This is a genomic window from Brevundimonas sp. Soil_N_31 (assembly GCF_057655995.1).
Map to the genome: position 1 here is coordinate 231,465 of NZ_JBDGLE010000003.1, position 17,024 is coordinate 248,488.

The window sequence follows — 17,024 nt, forward strand, 5'->3', positions numbered from 1 at the left end:
GAGCGCTGGGCCTCGTCGCCGGTCTGCGTGCGTTCTACCGTCGTAACGCTTTCACCGTTCGGCCCAACGGTCGTGGTGGTGGTCGTCGTCGTGCTCCGCTCTCACAGGGTGCAGTTCGTGGATGAGCCGCCGCCCGGCTGCGGCGTGGTCCGGCATTGCGCATTGGCGGCAGCAGTGTCAGCGGACCTCAACATTTGCGCCGGGCTAGTAGAGCAGGCGGCAAGCGTAAGCCCTGCCGCCGCGACGGCGCAGTATCGCAACATCATGAATCCTCTCCTGCAATCCCGATCGCGATCTTGCTCGGCCTGGGGCGCAGCGCAAGCGGCTGGGCTTGCAGAGGCGTGCTGGCGCTTTGAGAGGTTCAGATTCTCAGGTCCAGCCGGTCGTCGCTCCAGCGGCGTTCGCGCGCGGCGTCGTGCAGGGTGTCGGCCAATTCCAGCAAGTGGCGTCGTTCTAGACGCGGAATCACTTCGAGAAGCTGTAGGCGCAGAGCCTCAACCTCAGCGTCCGTCATCAGCAGCGGGCGGGCGTGTTCGGGCATGACGTGCTTTCAGCCGTTTTCAACGCGATCTGATCAAACGGTTCGAGCCTGTTCCGGTTCCGATATGCGAGAAAAACGGGAAAACTGAACAAAGGTCGTGGTGAAGGCTTGGGTATGGCGCGCGCGGCCCTAGATAGGGTCCAGAGGAATCAAACGCCGTAAAGAGGAGTCTCCCATGGCCTTCACCCTGCCCCCGCTGCCCTACGCCTATGACGCGCTGGAGCCGGCCATCGACAAGGAGACGATGACCTTCCACCACGACAAGCACCACCAGACCTATGTCGACAACCTGAACAAGTTCGTCGACGCCACGCCCGAGGCGCAAGGCAAGTCGCTGGAAGACATCTTCGCGATCATGTCCAAGCTGCCGAAGCCAATCCGCAACAACGGCGGCGGCGTGTGGAACCACAGCCTGTTCTGGGAGCTGCTGGCCCCGGTCGGCACGGGGGGCGAGCCCTCGGCCGAACTGGCCGCCAAGATCGACGCCGAACTGGGCGGCATGGACAAGTTCAAGGCTGACTTCGACGCCGCCGGCGCTGGTCAGTTCGGTTCGGGCTGGGCCTGGCTGATCCTTCAGGACGGCAAGCTGAAGGTCACTTCGACCCCGAACCAGGACAACCCGCTGATGGACGACGCGGCCGAGAAGGGCGCCGTCCTGCTGGCCGCCGACGTGTGGGAGCACGCCTACTACCTCAAGTACCAGAACCGCCGCGTCGACTACCTCAAGGCCTTCTGGTCGGTGGTGAACTGGAACAAGGTCAATGAACTGTACGAAGCCGCCAAGGGCTGAGCCGGTTCTCGACTGAAATGAAGACGGCCCCGGAATCGCTTCCGGGGCCGTTTTTCTTTGGCCGTCGGCGGCGCCTCAGGGCGCGGTCGGCAGACGCATGGCCAGGATTTCGCGCGTGCGGCGCGTGATGCCGTAGAGGACGCCGGGCGTGCTTTCGTCCCAGTCGACCGCTTGCCCCTCGGCCTCCATGCCCAGGGTCTCGACGTGATCCAGGGTTCCGCCGCCCTGGGGGAAGGCGACGACATAGAGCTCGGGATGGTCGTGGCCGCTGAGGTAGAGCCGCCCGTCCGGCCCCCAGCCGCCGCCGGAGATGCTCATGGGCGCCACCCGCTCCAGGATGGAGGCCGGGACGGCCCAGCTTTCGGTGCGCCGCCACTGGTCGTCGAAGCGGACCAGGGTGGTGTGGCGGTGATCGCGCGGGGCCTCGCCGCCGCGGCCGTCATAGTTGGCGAACATCCCCCACCAGACGCCGTCGCGTTGCTCGATCCAGGTCAGGGAGCCGGTTCCCAGGCCCAGGGCGACGGTGCGCTTGTGATGCAGGTCGACGGGGTCGAACACCTCGACCGTGCTGACGTGGGGCGTGGCGGGAAAGTTGGAGGCGGCGCAGACCAGCTCTGCCTCGATCAGGGTGCAGGAGTTGATGTGGGGAAAGCGCGCGGGCTCTCCGGCCCATGCGGCGCGCTTTTCGCCGGTGGCCTTGTCGTAGCGGGTCAGCGACCAGTTGGAGACGGCGTAGACGTCGTTGGGACCGACAGCCACGCCCTGACGCGCGTCCGAGGCGTAGCGCCGGACGGTTTCCAGACGGCTGGTGATCGGGGCGGCGGCTTGAGGCGCGGCGTCGGGCGCGCTCAGGGCCAGAAGGGAGAGAGTGGAAATCAGCATGGCGGGGCCTTTGGAAGCAGGAAGGCCGCCCTCCGGTCTGGAAGGCGGCCTGAAGGGGATCAGAAGCTGGCGGAGACGCCGAACCAGAAGGTGCGGCCGTATTCGGCTGATTCTTGCAGATAGCCCTGGTTCGGGCCGGTCACTTCGCGGCGGCCCGCATCGTTCAGGTTCTGACCTTCGGCGAAGATCGTCACCCCGTTGTCGAAGCGCCAGCTGATCGAGGCGTCATACAGGTGACGGCCCTTCCAGTACTGATCGGCGTTGGGGATGGTGTCGTTGATCGTCTCCAGGAAGCCACCGACGTAGTTGTGCGATATCCGCGCCTCCAGCGGCCCGCGCTGATAGTAGATCGAGGCGTTGGTGGTGGTGTCCGGCTGCTGGAACAGGCCGGTGTGGCGCTCGCCCTTCGAGGTCAGGAAGGTGAACTCCGTGTCCAGGAAGGTGGCGTTGGCGCTGACGCCGAAGCCGTCGAAGGGCGCGGGCAGCATGGTCAGGGCCTGCTGGAAGCCCAGTTCGATCCCGCGGATTTCGGCCGACTGGGCGTTCATCGGGGTGGAGACCTGGACGTCCTCCATGCCCCGGCCCACGTCCATGCGCTGGACGGAGCTGAGGGTGAAGATCTCATTGTCGATCGACTTGGCGAAGACCGCGACCGAGATCAGGCCGTCCGTCGGATAATATTCGAACGACAGGTCGAAGCCCTCGCTCTCGCGCGGCTCCAGATTGGGGTTGCCTCGCGACAGGGTCGGCTGGGAGCCGTCGAAGCTCAGGCTCTCGCTGGCGGCCAGGGAGCCGAAGTCCGGGCGGCCGATGGTGTTGGTCCAGGCGGCGCGCACCACCATGTCCTCGCGCACGTCCCAGCGCAGGTGGACGCTGGGCAGCCAGTTCTCATAGCCGCCCTGGTTGTGCGCGGGCGTCAGGACGCCGCCGGTGTTGCGGGCGGCCTGGGATTCCACCTCGGTCTTCTCGTAGCGCACCCCGCCCAGGACGGTGACGTCGCCGATGCGATAGCTGGCCTGGCCATAGGCGGCGTAGACGTCTTCGGTCACGTCATAGTCGCCGGTCGGCAGGGCGGTCGTGGCGACGAAGCGGTCGCGGTTGGCCTCGAAGAAGCGCTCGGCCAGACCGGCGTCGATGCGGGCGCCCAGGTCATAACGGCCCTGGATCAACTCGCTGGGGCCGGCCACGTCCACCTCGTCGAAGGTGAAGGCGAAGCCGGGCGCGGTCTTATGGTCGGTGCGGCTGCTGGCGTAGGAACGGTCGCTGGAGCGGATCAGGCCGCCGAACTTCATCTTCAGGCTCCGCTCATGGCCGCCGTCGTCGAAGGCGGCGTTGAAGCGGGCCTGCACCGTGTCTTCATCGCTGGTGGTCAGGGACACGCGGCGCTGTTGCAGGTTGTAGAGCGAGGCGTCGCGGAAGGCGGCCGGATCGGTCGGCGTGAAGACCGGGAAGAAGTCCGACGTGTCGTAGCTGAAGCCGAAGTCCGAATGGGCCGCCGTGCGGAACTCATACGAGGTGTTCGGCGTCTCCAGCGAAGCCTTGGAGTAGGAGAGGTCGCCGTCTAGCGTCCACTGGCTCGTGGCGTCCCACTGGAATCCGCTGCGGACCAGGCCGATCTCGCGCTGGGTGATCGGCTGGTTCAGGCCGACGATGTTGCGTCCGGTCGCGAAGACGCCCGAAGTCTGCGTCTGGTTCGAGACGTTGCCGTTCGGCTCGGTGCGGAACTCGATGCGCTCCTCGTCGTCCTCCATGCTGGCCCACAGGGCCGAGGCCTCCCAGCGGAAGGTGTTGGACGGACGCCATTCCAGCTTGCCGTTCAGGCCCGAGCGCTGCTTGGTGTTGTTGTACCAGAACAGGCGGTTCTGCGTCGGAACCTGGATGCCGTTGCCGGTCGCCGAGCCGGAGTCCACCGGCTTGCCGTCGGCGTCGTACTCGCGCACCGAAGGCGCGGCGACTTCGACCTGAGGGATGTCGTAGTCGAGCTGCTCGTGCGAGGCGCCGACCACCACGCCCCATTCGTCGTTGGCGCCGAAGCGGCGGCCGGTGGCGAAGCTCAGGCGATAGGACGGATCGTCGTTGCGCACGTCGCCGTGGCGCTCATAGACGCCGTAGGAGGCCATGCCGTCGAAGAAGGGGCCGTTGCGGTCAAAGGCGCTGCGGGTGCGCACATTGATGACGCCGCCGATGGCGTTGCCGTCGTTCTCGGGCGTCACCGTCTTGATGACCTCCAGACGGCCGGCCATGACCGAGGGGACGATGTCCATCGGCACGGTGCGGGCGCTCTCGTCGACCGAGCCGACGAAGGCGCCGTCGATGGTGGTGCGGTTATAGGTCGAGGCCAGACCGCGCAGGATCGGCCAGCGCGGCTCGCCCTGGTCCTCCATGATCGAGACGCCGGGAATGCGGCGCAGGGCGGCGGCGGTGTTGTGGTCGGGCAGCTTGCCGATGTCGTCCGACGACACGGCGTCCATGACCTCGAACTGGCGGCGCTTGACGGCGATGGCGGCGCGCTGGGCCTCGCGCTGGCCGGTGACGACGATCTCGCTGACCTCGACGGCGGCGTCCTGGCCTTCGGCCTGGGCCGAAATCTGGGCCGAAGTCTGGGCCTGGGCGAGGGCCGGCGCGCACAGGGCCGAGGTGGCGAGCAGCCAGGCGGCGGCGCGGCGAACAGAGGTCATGTTGGGAATCCCCGAAAGCGGTACTGATGTCGGGGGGCGAGCTAGGCTTTAGCGGCGACGAAACGGTTTCAGCTCGATGGGGCTTTCATCACCGTTTGGCGTCCGTTCGGCGAAGAGTGATCCAGAACCGGAATTCGCCAAGACTGGAGGGACCGGTGGTGACTTAGCAAACGGGCAATTGTTAGTAAGCGCCGTCGGATGGGCTGACGCCTTGCTCCAGGGGCTCGTCCTGCTGGCGAAGCGTGACGATGCGGCTGGCTACTAAGCCTGCCGCTTCCTCGTCCAGTTCGTCCGCATATTCGGACATGTGCTGGCGACGGAGCATCCGGGTCCACGCACCATCAGCGCCTCCCCGATCTCGCTCTTCCGCATAGTCGAACCACATCCCGTCGACATCGAGGCTGGCGCTGGCCACGGCGTCGAAGAAGTCCTCACTCAAGTCGTCCTCCTCTTCAGGCTGCCAAGGGCCGAACCGTCGCGCATAGTCCTGGTCCGCTGCGCCGAAGAGAGAATTGGTGAAAGCCTCGTGGTTGCCTGAGTCGAGTCCAAGATCATCGCGGAAGGTCTGCCTGTAGGCCTCCTCAACCAAGGCGGTCAGGTAGATATAGAACGCGGGCTGCTCGCCAGTGGGGCGCCTCGGTCCAACCGCCTCGAAGGTCGTCTTCAGTGTCTCGATCGCATGCGCGATGATCGGCTGGCCGGGGAATATGAGGCCCTCAAACAAGCCGGGCGTGCCTTGCTCATGCTCGGCCTCGCGCTCTTCCCGGACCGGGCTCGGTGCGCTCGACGTTCGGGCAGACGCTTTGAGAAGCCCCCTGAGCACCGCTCCGGCCAAGACCCACAGTAGTCCCCATTTCGCCAAGCCGGTGTATTCGTCCATGAGCGCAAGCTACCCGCGTTCGCCCACGGGGCAAGGCTGTGCGGCGTAGCGGGGCGACCGGCCGAAGCGCCAAGCCAGCTAGAGCGCGCGGATGACCTTTTTGGCTTGCTTGCAGACCGAACAGGTCCCCATCTCCTGCCGAAAGTCGGAGGTCGTTGCGAGCGCGCCCGTGACCTGCGCCGGATGCGCGCCGTCATTCGAAAGCCCGGTGCCGCGCGCGACGCACTTGTTGCAGACGGCCTGCGGCCGCAGTGAGGTGATGTAGTCGTTGATCTTCTGCGGAACCGTCATCACCACCCCCGTCATCTGTTGAGCCCGAAGCGTAGCAGCCGGCGCGCAGATCACACCAGGGTCAGCGAGGATCACGATAGCCGCGCGTGTGATAGCTGCCGAGACACATGTTGCAGATCGTGCTGCGGTCGGGCTGGAGGGCTTCGGCCAACGCCTTCGCGCCATCGAGGTCTTCACAGGCCAGCCAGCGACCGGACTTGGTGTCGCCCTTGCCTCCCTTGCCCCGACCGTCGTTGCAGTTCTTGCACGCGTGGGAGTGCACCTTCGTCTGATGGTGCACCTTGCTCTCGTAGACCCAGAAGGGCGCGCGCACGGGCTGGTCAGCCTTCGGCTTCGAGAAGAGAGCCTTGAGGCGCTCGGCCGCTTCCTTCTTCGCCTGCCGCTCCTGACGCCGCCGCTCTGCGGTGAAGCTGTCGGTCAGGTCGAGCAGATGGTCGACCTCCCACACGCCGTCGGCGATGCCGGCTTCCATGGCCGGGGTCAGGCGCTTGATCCACGGCAAAGGGTTGCCCTCCGCGTCTTTGAGAGGCTTGCCCTTCTTGTCGGTCTGGCGCTTCGGAGCCGGCACGACGCAGTAGTTCTGATAGACGAGCGTGAGCGCGAGTTGCCTCTCGTGGTGCTCTGCCGACTTCGAGAAGGCGTTAGTGCGCCGTCCGAACCGACGGTTCTTCATCCGCACGTTCAGGTTCTGACGTTCGACGAAGGCGGTGTGGATGTCAGTCTCGTCGATCTCGCCCGACTGCACGATCCGGTCAGCGCCGACGCACCGCTTGCGCTGGAGTGTTTGGCCGTCCTTACCCTTGGTCTGGTAGCGCTTCTTGTAGACGCCGTGATCGGCATACGACCCGAACACGTCGCCCACGGCGTCGACATAGGACGTCAGGCCGTCCGTAATGATCTTCGGCCGCACGACGAAGGGCCCGCCCGCGTTCTCGCGCAGAAGCTTGTCGGCCGTCGATTGCATGAATGCCCTCGCATGAGGGTAGCTGCGGTCGCCGAGGTGGTAGTTGAAGATCAATTTCGACTTGGCGCAAACGGCCAGATAGCCCCAGACCGTTCCGGCGCCCTCGACGGGGACGGTCATCCTGTCGACGTTCACCTGCTTGGCGCCCACGAACGAATAGAGTTCGTCCGCCTGGATCGTCTCGACCATCAGGCCCTTGGTGCGCTTCATCAGAGTGATGGCCATATCGCCCGCGTCAGCAAGCAACTTGGCGACAGAGTTCTGCTCGACGTCGAAAATGCGCTCGCACGAGCGGATGGAGACCCCTTCGCAGAGGCTCGCAAGGATTTGGCGGCGCGTGCGCCGATCGAGTTTAGCCATCCAGCCCCGTAGCTGACGGGGCAGGGCCGGCAGTCCTCTGAGTGTCTTGGTTGATCATGGCAGGCTCCAGATTTCACTGTCGGGTAGCTCCGACACCTGGGGCACTAGCAAAATCTCGGCTTCAAGTCAAGTATAAACTGCACTAGTGTCGACACTATACTACGTTAACCTTACTGGTATCAACCCAGTTAGGTTAACATTGGGTTATTACAATAGTAATCTTTCGCCGTCCAAAAGAATATCTAGCATGGCCTTGCACTACCTGCTCGACCTCCCCTTAGGCTCAGGACTCATAGCCAGAACAGCACTGTGGCGGCGAGGGCTATGGCGGACAGGAAGACGGTCGGGCAGCGATCGTAGCGAGTGGCGACCCGTCGCCAGTCTTTCAGGCGGCCAAACATGATTTCGATCCGGTTTCGCCGCTTGTAGCGTCGCTTGTCGTAGCGGATGGGTTCGGTCCGGGATTTGCGGCCAGGGATGCACGGCGTGATCCCCCTGGCCTGCAAGGCGTCCCGGAACCAGTCGGCGTCGTAGCCCCGGTCCCCCAGCAGCCACTGGGCGCGGGGCAGACTGTCCACGAGAGCGGCAGCGCCGATGTAGTCGCTGACCTGACCCGCTGTCATGAAGAGGCTGATGGGCCTTCCGTTGACGTCTGTCACGGCGTGAAGCTTGGTGTTCATGCCGCCTTTCGTGCGTCCGATCAGCCGCCCGAGGCCCCCTTTTTTACCGCGAGGCTCGAAGCCGTGCGGTGCGCCTTCAGATAGGTCGCGTCGATCATGACAGTCCGACGTTCGGTCTGGGCGCCGGACAGGCCCTCCATCATCCGGACGAAGACGCCCGCCTCGCTCCACCGCTTCCAGCGATTGTAGAGCGTCTTGTGCGGCCCATAGGCCGACGGCGCATCCCGCCAGCGCAGGCCGTTGCGGTTGACGAAGATGATCCCGCTCAATACCCGGCGGTCGTCAACGCGCGGCTTGCCGTGGCTCTTGGGGAAGAAGGGCTCCAGCCGAGCCATCTGCTCGTCCGTCAGCCAATACAGGTCGCTCATATCCAGACTCCTCAGGAGCCTGAATTAGATCGCACGCCTCACTTCAATGGGTCCTGAGCCTACATCACCGCCTTCTTCATGCCGCGCCAGGTCGGCGATCGGCCCGACGTGGTGCCGGAGGGAGCGGTCAACTTCGCCTTCATTGGCCAGTTCGCGGAATCCAGACAACGCGACTGCATCTTCACCACCGAATATTCGGTGCGTACGCCGATGGAGGCCGTTTATACGTTGATGAATGTCGAACGCGGCGTGCCGGAAGTGTTCAACTCCACCTATGACATTCGGACCCTGCTCGCCGCCATCACGCCTCTTCGGGATGGCGAAGGCATAGAAGTTCCCGGCCCCGCCTTCCTGCGCAAATTGCTGATGAAGAAGCTTGAAGGCACCGAGATTGCGAAACTGATCGAGGAGTTTCACCTGATATCGGAGTGAGCGAAGCGCGACGTCGTCGCGAAAGAAGGTGAAGAATGACCAACGACGATCGCCGCAGCGGCCTCGCCGCAGGCCGGCGACATCACCATCATAAGGGGTCGGACGGCGCGACGCCGGCCGGCCCGCCCCTGCGCGATCCGGTCTGCGGCATGGCGGTCGATCCCGCGACCGCCGTTCATACGGAGCACGAGGGTCGGCGCTTCTTCTTCTGCTCGTCAGGCTGCAAGGCGAAGTTCGTTGCCGATCCGCACCGCTATGCGTCATCGGCCGGCCAGAACAACGCCTTGAGCGCCGATGACCGTCCGCATGCCCGCCCCCATCCGCACGGAAAACCTGCAAGCCGAAACACGGCGTCGGCATCCATGGACGTGATCTGGACCTGTCAGATGCATCCGGAAATTCGCCGCGACGCGCCGGGAAGCTGCCCGATCTGCGGCATGGCGCTGGAGCCTCTGGTCGCGACGGCGGACCTCGGCCTAAGTCCCGAGCTGGCCGACATGACGCGGCGGTTCTGGATCGGTCTGGCGCTGGCTCTTCCGGTCTTTCTGCTGGAAATGGGCGCTCACCTGGTCCCGGCGCTGCACCATCTCGTGCCGATGCGCGTCTCTGTCTGGATTCAGTTCGTCCTGGCGACGCCGGTGGTCCTCTGGGCGGGATGGCCGTTCTTCGAACGCGGCTGGGCCTCGCTGGCGAACCGCAATCTCAACATGTTCACCCTGATCGCCATGGGAACAGGCGTCGCCTGGGTCTACAGCGTCGTCGCGACCCTGGCGCCGCACCTCTTCCCCCGGGCCTTCCGCACCGCCGACGGCGCGGTCCCGGTCTATTTCGAGGCGGCCGCCGTCATCACGGTTCTGGTGCTGCTCGGCCAGGTGTTGGAGTTGCGCGCCCGCGAACAGACCTCCGGCGCGATCCGCGCTTTGCTCGACCTCGCACCGAAGACCGCGCGGAGGATCGGACGGGACGGTCGGGAGGAGGATGTGCCGATCGACGCCGTCGCCATCGGCGACAGGCTCAGGATCCGGCCCGGCGAAACCGTGCCGGTCGACGGGGTGGTCGAGGAGGGGCGCTCGTCGATCGACGAATCCATGGTGACCGGAGAATCCATGCCGGTCACCCGCACGGCCGGCCAGGCCGTGACCGGAGGCACGTTGAACCAGACGGGAGCGCTCATCATCCGCGCGGAAAAGGTCGGGCGCGACACCATGCTGGCCCGGATCGTCCAGATGGTGGCCGATGCGCAGCGGTCGCGTGCGCCGATCCAGCGCATGGCGGACAGGGTTTCGGGATGGTTCGTCCCGATCGTCATCGCCATCGCCCTGTCGGCGTTCACGGCATGGGCGATCTGGGGGCCGGAACCTCGCCTCGCCCATGGTCTGATCGCCGCCGTCTCCGTCCTGATCATCGCCTGTCCATGCGCCCTCGGGCTCGCGACGCCGATGTCGATCATGGTCGGCGTCGGCAAGGGCGCGGCCAGCGGCGTTCTGATCCGAAACGCCGAGGCGCTGGAACGGATGGAGACGGTCGACACCCTGGTGGTGGACAAGACCGGCACCCTGACCGAAGGCCGGCCGTCAGTGGTCCGGATCGTCGCCGCGCCCGGCTTCGGCGAGGAGCCCCTCCTGCGCTTCGCCGCCGGGGTGGAAAAGGCGTCGGAGCACCCGCTCGCCCGGGCGATCGTCGCCGCGGCCGAACAACGCCGCATTCCGATACCCGAGGTGTCCGACTTCGATTCGCCGATCGGCCAGGGGGCGACCGGTCTTGTGGACGGGCAGTTCGTCCTTCTCGGCGGCGCGGCCTTCCTTGCGGAACACGGCGTCGATACGGCCGCGCTCGCGCGGGAGGCGGACGCTCTGAGACGCGACGGCGCCAGCGCCATCTACATCGCCATCGACCGCGCGCTCGGCGGGGTCTTCGCCATCGCCGATCCGATCAAGGCCACGACGCCGGCGGCGCTGAAGGCCTTGCACGGCGAGGGCATCCGCATCGTCATGCTGACCGGCGACAATCGCACGACCGCCGAGGCGGTCGCCCGCGAGCTCGGCATCGACGACGTCGAGGCCGATGTGCTGCCCGACCAGAAGGCGGCGGTCGTCGCACGGTTGAGGGCTCAAGGCAGGGTGGTCGCCATGGCGGGCGACGGCGTCAACGACGCGCCCGCGCTCGCCGCCGCCGATGTCGGAATCGCCATGGGCTCGGGCACGGACGTGGCGATCAAAAGCGCCGGCGTGACACTGTTGAGGGGCGATCTGACCGGCATCGTCCGGGCGCGGCGCCTGTCGCGGGCGACCATGGCCAACATCCGGCAGAACCTGGCTTTCGCCTTCCTCTACAACGCCGCCGGCGTGCCGATCGCGGCGGGGGCGCTCTATCCGGTGTTCGGCCTGCTGCTGTCGCCGGTCATCGCCGCCGCGGCCATGGCTCTCTCGTCGGTCAGCGTGATCGGCAATGCGCTTCGGCTGCGGACCACGAGGATATGACGGACGCGGCTCTCGCCGGAGTGGAACGGCGAGGACCAAACACCTATCGTCAGCCAGACCGGTCGAAACGGTGCGGCGCTTGAGGATGGCAATGGACGTGTCGATGCAGATCACCCGGTCCGAACTGGCGCCCCTGGGACGGTTGCGCGTGGCGATCAATCTCGGCAATCCAGTCTTGGCGCAGAGGGCGGCGGACGGGGCTCTCGCCGGCGTGTCTGTCGATCTCGCCTGGGAGATCGCTGTGCGCCTCGGCGTGGAGATGGAGCTGTCGAACTTCGCCACGGCGGGGGCGGCGGTGGCGGCGCTTCAGGATCAGGCCTGCGATCTCGCCTTCCTCGCAATCGATCCGGATCGTCGCGCCGTCCTGGACTATACCGCGCCCTACGTCCGGATCGAAGCCTCCTATCTGGTTCCCTCCGAGTCCCGCTTCCGCTCCGTCCGCGACGTGGACGTCGCGGATGTGACGATCGCGTCGGGCCTGAACACCGCCTACGATCTCTTTCTCAACCGCTCGCTGAAACAGGCCCGACGGATTCATACGCCCTCCTCCCAGGCGGCAGTCGCCCTCTTCCTGGAGGGCGGCGCAGACGTCTGCGCCGGTGTGCGCCAGACGCTCGAGGCGGCGGCGCACGACCGGGCCGGCGTCCGCCTGCTCCCGGACAGTTTCCAGGCCATCGAGCAGGCCGTCGCCCTCCCCCGCGAGCGGCCTCACGGGCGCGGTTTCCTGGAGGCGCTTCTCAAAGATCTGGTCGCCTCCGGCTTCGTCGCCCGAAGGCTGGTCGCCAGCGGACAGGACGCCGCCCTCGCGATCGGTCCGGGACGCCCGGCGCCGGTCTAGGCGGCGGCGGGCGATCATTCCCCGCCGTGGCTCACGCTCCGGTCGAGGGCGCTCCGGACGGCCGGGTGAAGCGCCACCACGCCACGCCGCCGTAAAGGAGGATGAGGCCCAGGAGGTTGAGAACCTCCCGCCCCTGTTCGACGAGGCCGGCCCCCATCTGGTTCACCCCGACCATGAGATGGATTCCGGGCGTCGTGGGCAGCAGTCGGGCGAGGAAGGCGAGCCAGGTCGGCGTCGCCTCCGCGGGCCAGGACAGTCCAGCGAGAAAGAAGATGACCAGGGAGGTGCCCATGAGCAGTTGCAGGGGCCGCTCGCGGGTGCGGAAGACGCTCGCAAGGGCGAGCGCCGCTGCAACCGTCGCCGCCACGAAGAGGCTGCCGGCCACGATCAGCGTTCCGGGCGCGGCGGCGGCCCGTGGATAGTCTTGGAACCAGAAGACGAAGCCGGCGTAGTAGGCGACGTCGATCCAGCCGATGACGAAGAAGGCGAGCGCGACGCCGAGGAGACGACGGGACGCAAACCGAAGCCGGCCCCCCTCGCCACGCAGGGTGGCCGCCAGCATCGCCAGTCCCATCAGCAGCGTCTGATGAATGATGAGGAAGCCGACGCCCGGAAAGACGGTGCTGCCGTATCCTTCGCGGGTGTTGAACAGCGGGCGCGCGATCACCGACAGGGCCGGCGGCGCCGGCGCGCCCTGCGCCATCGCCTGATCGACGGCGGCCTCGCCCGCCTCGGCCGTGATCGCCGCGCCTATGCCGGCCAGCGCCGTGCTGCTGCGCAGCAGATAGGCGCCGTTGCCATAGAGGGCCACCGTCCCTTGCCCGCCGGTCAGGATGCGACGTTCGAACCCCGCAGGCACGACGACGATCGCCCCCGCCCCTCTCGTCCGCAACCAGTCGTCCGCCGCCTCGGGCGACGGCAGGCGGGCGACGAGATCCGCCTGCTGCAGACCCGAGAGCTTGTGCACCAGCGAACGGCTGGCCCCGGTGTTGTCCAGATCCACCACGGCGACCGGGATCCGGACGGCGACCTCGCCGGAATAGGCGGAAGGGTAGAAGAAGGAATAGAGGATCGTCGACACCACGATCAGCATGAAGGCCGACCGGTCGGCGAGGACCGCGCGAAACGTCGCGATGAAGGCCCGGCCGATCAACGTCGCCCCCAGACATCGGGTTTGCGGGAGGCGGCCAGATATTGCGGCAGGCCCAGCCCGAACCCCACGACCGCGAAGGTCATCAGGATCAGCAGCAGGTTGACCGACATCGCCGCGGGCGCGCCCATCATCCATTGTTCGGCGACGAGACGGGCGAAGGTGGTGTAGGGCAGAAGCGCGCTCCAGACGCGCGCGAAGGCCGAAGCGGATTCGATTGGAAAGACGGCCCCGGCGAAGGCGAAGGAGGCGCCCGCATAGAGGGCGGTCATGGACAGCGCCTGCCCCATGGACAGCGTCAGGCCGACGATCAGCGTGGCCATACCCGCATAAGCGAGATAGAGGCCGACATAGCCCGCCAGGAGCAGGCCGACGCTGCCTTCAACCGGCCAGCCGCGAAACGCCGCGAGATAGATGGTCGCCAGGGCGCCCCAGACGAGAAAGATCGCCACATAGGGCGCGATCTTGCCCACGACCGCCGCAGCGGCCTCGCGCGGCGGCCCGGCCAGCCAGCCGCCGATCGTCCCGTCTCGCAGTTCGCGTCCCAGGGCGCTGACGACCGCCACCATGAACAGCAGATGCAGCAAGGCCGGGTGGATCAGGGCGACCAGTTGCAGCTCGTAGCTGGCCTGGGGATTGTAGAGGATGCGGCTCTGGACCTGGATCGGCGCCGGCCGCACCCGGCCCGGGCCGAGGATCGCCGCGCTCTGTTGCGCGGCCAGGGTCCGGGCCTGGCTCTGGATCACGGCGCCGACCTCGCGCAGCACTGACCCCGAGGGCGTGGAGTAGCTGGCGTTGTAGAAGACCAGCACCCTGCCCGCCTCGCCGCGCAGCACCGCGCGTTCGAGCCCTTGCGGCAGCATGACGATCGCATAGGCGCGGTTGGACCGCACCACGCTCTCGGCCTCGGCCATATCCTTGGGGCGGGCCGCCACGTGCAGGCCGGGCGAGGCGTCCAGACGTCGAACCAGATCGCGAGCGACGCTTCCGCCGTCGGCGTCGACGACGGCGACCGGCAGATCGCGCATAACCCCCGCCGACATCTGCACGGCGACGAGGGCGAGAAGCGCCAGCGGTAGCCAGACGACGAGGAACAGATCCCAGAAGCTCCCGCGCAGAAAGGCGATCTCGCGTCGGGCGCCGGCGAGAAACGCCGCGATCATTGCGGCCAGTCGAACAGGACGGTCATGCCCGGCCGCAGCCCGTCGACGCGCGAGACCGGTGCGACGCGCACCTCGAAACTCTTGACGTCGAAGCCGCTCGACTGCCGGGTCGCACGCCAGGTCGCGAAATCTCCGGCGGGAGCGATGAAGGTCACCCGGAACCGGGCCGTGCGGTTCTCCAGAGCGGGAATACGACCCGTCAGAGTCTGTCCGCGTCGAATCCCGCTGAACTGATCCTCGCGCAGGGTGAGCGTCACCCAGGGATGCTCTATGTCCGTGAGCATGAAGACCGGGAACCCCTGCGGGACCAGTTCGCCGGGCTGGGCGAGCCGCCGGCCGACCTCGCCGGACGACGGCGCCAGCACCCGGGTTTCGCGCTCCGCCGCCTCGACCTCAGCCACGGCGCCGCGCGCCTGCCGCACCTGTCCCCCGGCCGCCTGGCGATCCTGTCGGCGCGCCCCGGCCAGCGCCAGGTCATACTGGGCGCGAGCGGCGCGGGCGGCCTCCGTCGAGGCCACCGCATTGGCCCGGCTCTCGTCGCGCTTCTGCCCCGCGATCACGCCCTGGTCGTACATCTCCTGGGTGCGGGCATAGGTCGTCTGGGCCAGATCCGCCGCCGCCTGCGCGCGCCGCCATTGCGCTTCCGCGGCCCGGATATCCTCCGGACGCGCGCCTTCGTCGGCCTTGTCGGCCGTGGCCTCGGCGGCGACGAGGGCGCCGCCCGCCTGTTCCGAGCGGGCCGCGACCTCGGGACTGTCGAGGGTGTAGAGCAGTTGGCCGGCCCGGACCGGCTGCCCCTCCTCCACATGGAAGTCGGCGATCCGGCCCGTCACCTTGCTGGTGATCCGAAGCTCCCGCGCATCCACCATCCCCTGAAGCTGATCGGGAACGGGCCGATAGCTGAGCCAGAGGCCGACGCCGAGCCCCGCCACGATCAGCGCCCCGATGCCGAGGGGCAGCAGTTTTCGGCGCCGTCGAGACGGTCCGGCGTCGCCCCGTTCCCCGCCCGGCTCCGTGTTCGGCGTCGGCGTGTCCTGGGTGTCGGTCATGGCGCGATCCTTTCGCCCTGGTCGATATAGTCGGGCATGTCCTCGATCCGGCCGCTGACATGAAGAAGGCGGGCGAGCGCGACCACGAAGTCATGGGCGGCCTGGGCGCGCTGGATCCGCGCGCGTCCGACGCCGAGTTGGGCGTCGATGACGTCGAGCGAGGTGGTTTGCTGCACCTGGTAGCCGACCATCTGGACGCGCAGGTTCTCCTCGGCGGCGACGATGGCGCTGTCGGTTCTCTGGAACCGCCGCCGGGCCGCTTCCGCGTCGTTCCAGGATCGGGTCACGCCGATCTCGATCTGGCTTTGCGCCTCGCGCAGCCCCGCCTGGGCCTGAGCGACCTTCTCGCGCGCGGCGCGGACGTTCTGCGAGCGATCGACGCCGGAGAAGAGGGTGTAACGGAGACCGACCCCCACGGACCAGTCCGGATCGGTCAACAAGGTGTCCCGACGATCAAAGTTGTACTGGGCGAAGCCATAGACCGTCGGCAGAAGCTCGGCGCGCTGGGCGGTAACACCGGCTTCCGCCTGGTCTTCCAGGGCCTGGAGCCGCTCCAGCTGCGGGTGGGCGCGATAGGCGGCTTGCAGATAGGTTTCCAGCGGCTCGAGCGGCCGGAGAAGCACGAAGAGAGACGTAGCCGGATCGATCCCCGACGGCGCCCTCAAGGTCCCAGAGAGCGCCGTGTCCGCGCTGGCCAGATTGGCTTCGGCCGTCTCCAGTTCGCGCGCCGCGTCGTCACGCGCCACCTCCACCTGCAGGCGCTGGGCGCGACTGATGAACCCTCCGCGCTCCAGAATCGTCGCATCGGCCAGGTGGCGTTCGAGGCCCGCCAGGACGTCGCGGCGGACGTCCCGAACCCGGGTGAGCAACTGTTGCCCGAAATAGAGTTCGGTCATCTGCAACAGGGCGTTATCGACGACGATCTGGCGCTCAGCCCGGGACTGGCCGAGTTGAGCCTCAGCGGCCGCTTGGGCGGCCGGAATCCGGCCGCCGGAATAAAGCGGGACGGTGGCGGTGACGATCGGCCGCGTGCTGTCGCGTTCCATCTGGAACTGCAACGGATCGCTGATGGCGTAGTCCTGAGCGACATCCGCCAAGGGCCCCAGCGGCAGATAGAGGGTCTTTTGATACCGCATCATCTGGCCCTCGAACTCCACCGTGGGCAGCCGCAGCGTCCTTACGGCGTTTTCCTGGGCTTCCCGGCTGCGGACATCGGCGTCCGACGCCTCGATGGCGTCCGAGCGTTGCAGGAGCCTGGCCTGCGCGTCGCGATAGGTCAGGGGCAAAGGACCAACGGTCTGGAGGCCGGAGGTTTTGGCGTCAGAGATCTGGGCCTTGGATGCGGGAGCGTAGGCGGCCGCACAGGTCGACGAGATCAGCAGGACCAGCAGGACCAGCAGGATGGAAGGTCGCAAGGTCATGAGCGAGGTTCTCCTTGGCCGACCGTAGCGTTGACATCGATCCACCTCAATACATAC

Annotated in this window: 15 protein-coding genes; 4 read left to right on the forward strand and 11 right to left on the reverse strand. The window is 66.9% G+C overall.

Going from position 1 to position 17,024, the window contains the following annotated elements; all coding sequences use genetic code 11:
- Window positions 1-361 precede the first annotated feature (361 nt).
- Complete coding sequence (locus tag AC3A3G_RS06560) at window positions 362-541, reverse strand: hypothetical protein (RefSeq protein WP_125902122.1); 180 nt, start codon at window positions 539-541, stop codon at window positions 362-364.
- Window positions 542-716: 175 nt separating this feature from the next.
- Between AC3A3G_RS06560 and AC3A3G_RS06565 the strand changes: the two genes are divergently transcribed.
- Window positions 717-1,331: a superoxide dismutase gene (locus AC3A3G_RS06565; protein ID WP_087140962.1), complete on the forward strand. Its 615-nt coding sequence runs from the start codon at window positions 717-719 to the stop codon at window positions 1,329-1,331.
- Between the two features lie 75 nt (window positions 1,332-1,406).
- On the opposite strand, the gene AC3A3G_RS06570 is transcribed toward AC3A3G_RS06565, so the two are convergent.
- The 6 genes from AC3A3G_RS06570 to AC3A3G_RS06595 all read right to left on the reverse strand — a co-directional run bounded on the left by AC3A3G_RS06570 (window position 1,407) and on the right by AC3A3G_RS06595 (window position 8,434).
- Entirely contained in the window at window positions 1,407-2,213 is an 807-nt protein-coding gene (locus tag AC3A3G_RS06570; protein WP_200215674.1) for a hypothetical protein, read from the reverse strand.
- Between the two features lie 59 nt (window positions 2,214-2,272).
- The gene (locus AC3A3G_RS06575) at window positions 2,273-4,891 is read right to left on the reverse strand and encodes a TonB-dependent receptor (protein WP_200215675.1); all 2,619 of its coding nucleotides are present in this window, start codon (window positions 4,889-4,891) and stop codon (window positions 2,273-2,275) included.
- A gap of 181 nt (window positions 4,892-5,072) precedes the next feature.
- Complete coding sequence (locus AC3A3G_RS06580; protein WP_003168014.1) at window positions 5,073-5,771, reverse strand: hypothetical protein; 699 nt, start codon at window positions 5,769-5,771, stop codon at window positions 5,073-5,075.
- A 78-nt stretch (window positions 5,772-5,849) separates the two neighbouring features.
- Window positions 5,850-6,062 (reverse strand): hypothetical protein, encoded by a 213-nt coding sequence (locus tag AC3A3G_RS06585; RefSeq protein WP_035284356.1) that lies wholly within the window; start codon window positions 6,060-6,062, stop codon window positions 5,850-5,852.
- Between the two features lie 61 nt (window positions 6,063-6,123).
- Window positions 6,124-7,386 (reverse strand): IS1 family transposase, encoded by a 1,263-nt coding sequence (locus tag AC3A3G_RS06590; protein WP_138140892.1) that lies wholly within the window; start codon window positions 7,384-7,386, stop codon window positions 6,124-6,126.
- Window positions 7,387-7,676: 290 nt separating this feature from the next.
- Window positions 7,677-8,434, reverse strand: a protein-coding gene (locus AC3A3G_RS06595) for an IS5 family transposase (protein WP_112862666.1) whose coding sequence is annotated in 2 segments (ribosomal slippage) — window positions 7,677-8,113 and window positions 8,113-8,434 — 759 coding nt in all. Because the reading frame shifts where the segments join, the coding sequence is not laid out codon by codon here.
- 63 nt (window positions 8,435-8,497) lie between these two features.
- Here AC3A3G_RS06595 and AC3A3G_RS06600 point away from each other — a divergent pair.
- The 3 genes from AC3A3G_RS06600 to AC3A3G_RS06610 all read left to right on the forward strand — a co-directional run bounded on the left by AC3A3G_RS06600 (window position 8,498) and on the right by AC3A3G_RS06610 (window position 12,184).
- Complete coding sequence (locus AC3A3G_RS06600) at window positions 8,498-8,866, forward strand: oleate hydratase (RefSeq protein WP_224762136.1); 369 nt, start codon at window positions 8,498-8,500, stop codon at window positions 8,864-8,866.
- A gap of 35 nt (window positions 8,867-8,901) precedes the next feature.
- Window positions 8,902-11,346, forward strand: a complete 2,445-nt coding sequence (locus AC3A3G_RS06605) for a heavy metal translocating P-type ATPase (RefSeq protein ID WP_314136027.1) — start codon at window positions 8,902-8,904, stop codon at window positions 11,344-11,346.
- A 91-nt stretch (window positions 11,347-11,437) separates the two neighbouring features.
- Window positions 11,438-12,184: a transporter substrate-binding domain-containing protein gene (locus AC3A3G_RS06610; RefSeq protein WP_487487811.1), complete on the forward strand. Its 747-nt coding sequence runs from the start codon at window positions 11,438-11,440 to the stop codon at window positions 12,182-12,184.
- A gap of 31 nt (window positions 12,185-12,215) precedes the next feature.
- Here AC3A3G_RS06610 and AC3A3G_RS06615 read toward each other — a convergent pair whose 3' ends face one another.
- Genes AC3A3G_RS06615 through AC3A3G_RS06630 form a run of 4 tightly spaced genes read right to left on the reverse strand, consistent with a single transcriptional unit; the run spans window position 12,216 to window position 16,967 of the window.
- On the reverse strand, window positions 12,216-13,337 hold the full coding sequence (locus AC3A3G_RS06615) for an ABC transporter permease (protein ID WP_017505077.1): 1,122 nt from the start codon (window positions 13,335-13,337) through the stop codon (window positions 12,216-12,218).
- Window positions 13,334-14,497 (reverse strand): ABC transporter permease, encoded by a 1,164-nt coding sequence (locus AC3A3G_RS06620; RefSeq protein WP_003166883.1) that lies wholly within the window; start codon window positions 14,495-14,497, stop codon window positions 13,334-13,336. Before AC3A3G_RS06620 ends, AC3A3G_RS06615 begins: the two co-directional genes overlap by 4 nt.
- Window positions 14,494-15,546 (reverse strand): HlyD family secretion protein, encoded by a 1,053-nt coding sequence (locus tag AC3A3G_RS06625; protein WP_017505076.1) that lies wholly within the window; start codon window positions 15,544-15,546, stop codon window positions 14,494-14,496. Before AC3A3G_RS06625 ends, AC3A3G_RS06620 begins: the two co-directional genes overlap by 4 nt.
- Window positions 15,543-16,967, reverse strand: a complete 1,425-nt coding sequence (locus AC3A3G_RS06630; protein ID WP_314431217.1) for a TolC family protein — start codon at window positions 16,965-16,967, stop codon at window positions 15,543-15,545. The genes AC3A3G_RS06625 and AC3A3G_RS06630 overlap by 4 nt, the downstream gene beginning before the upstream one ends.
- Window positions 16,968-17,024 lie beyond the last annotated feature (57 nt).